2 protein-coding genes are annotated in these 1,003 nt (G+C 41.8%); one reads left to right on the top strand and one right to left on the bottom strand.

What is annotated here, in order from left to right:
- Positions 1-106 precede the first annotated feature (106 nt).
- Positions 107-484 carry a helix-turn-helix domain-containing protein gene (locus tag H6B31_RS16690; RefSeq protein WP_204899524.1) on the bottom strand — a complete coding sequence of 126 codons (378 nt, stop codon included), beginning with the start codon at positions 482-484 and terminating at the stop codon, positions 107-109.
- A 208-nt stretch (positions 485-692) separates the two neighbouring features.
- Between H6B31_RS16690 and H6B31_RS16685 the strand changes: the two genes are divergently transcribed.
- Positions 693-1,003, top strand: a 311-nt coding sequence (locus tag H6B31_RS16685; RefSeq protein ID WP_275960902.1) for a sigma factor, incomplete at its 3' end; no start/stop codon positions are given.

Raw genomic sequence — 1,003 nt, 5'->3', positions numbered from 1 at the left:
TAGATTGTATGATACATCAGTCGATGGTATTGCCGGTACACCTGCTCCATAAAGTCACGGTCGCTCTCATCCTCGATTGCTAGGATGACAGATGGAATAATAAGCATTAGGAACCGTCCTTTTTCCGGTACTGGTCAATCATTACGTTAAGCTCTAAAGAAGACAGGATATGCGCAAAGGACTGCTGCAAATCTTTCGGAAGATTCAAGAATGTGTTGAACGCAGTAAATGTCATTTTATTTTCTAAAATCTTCTTTTGAAAATCAGTCTGTGTCTCCCGAATTCTGGTACGTCCCAATAGATAGTCGGTGGAAACGTGGAAATAGTCTGCGAGAATGATAAGCTTATCGGCATCCGGAAGATGGACGCCTTTCTCATAATTTGATATGGTCCCAGCTGAGACGCAGAGGACGTGTCCAAGTGCTTTTTGTGTCATACCACGCTCTTGGCGCAGTTCAGCCAGAATTTCACCCAATTGCGCCACGTAAAATCCTCCCGCAGTTTAGAATGTTATCATTATATATTTTCTGCGGAATTTTATGGCGATATTTTAGAAAAAGAATTGATATTAGGAAATTTTATGGTATAATTTTAGATAAACTAAAATCTGTAATAAGAATAGTAAAGGAGCTAAAAATACGTGTTGTTGCAGAACCAGAGAAACCAGGTCTCATACGGCGTAGAGGTATGCTATGGGAGTTGATGTCATGCGGATAGAGACAGAAAACGTAGGGCAGAATGACACAGACCAAGAATTCATCTTATGGCTATATCAGGAGTTCTACCGTCTCATGTTCTATACGGCTCAAAAATATGTGGCAAATCAAAAACAACAAGAGGACATCGTCCAGGAGAGCCTTCGGAAGCTGATTGAAAAAACACCGCGTCTTCGGCGCTTTCAGCGGCCCGTTCTTGCCAGCTACATCGTATCTACAGTACGAAATACCTCTATTGATTACTTAAAGATGTGGCAGGAGGAGAAGGACCGGCTGGTCAATTTAGA

The organism is Pseudoflavonifractor capillosus (assembly GCF_016899775.1).
Classification (GTDB): domain Bacteria; phylum Bacillota; class Clostridia; order Oscillospirales; family Oscillospiraceae; genus Lawsonibacter.
This window is presented reverse-complemented; position numbering and strand designations above follow the sequence as displayed.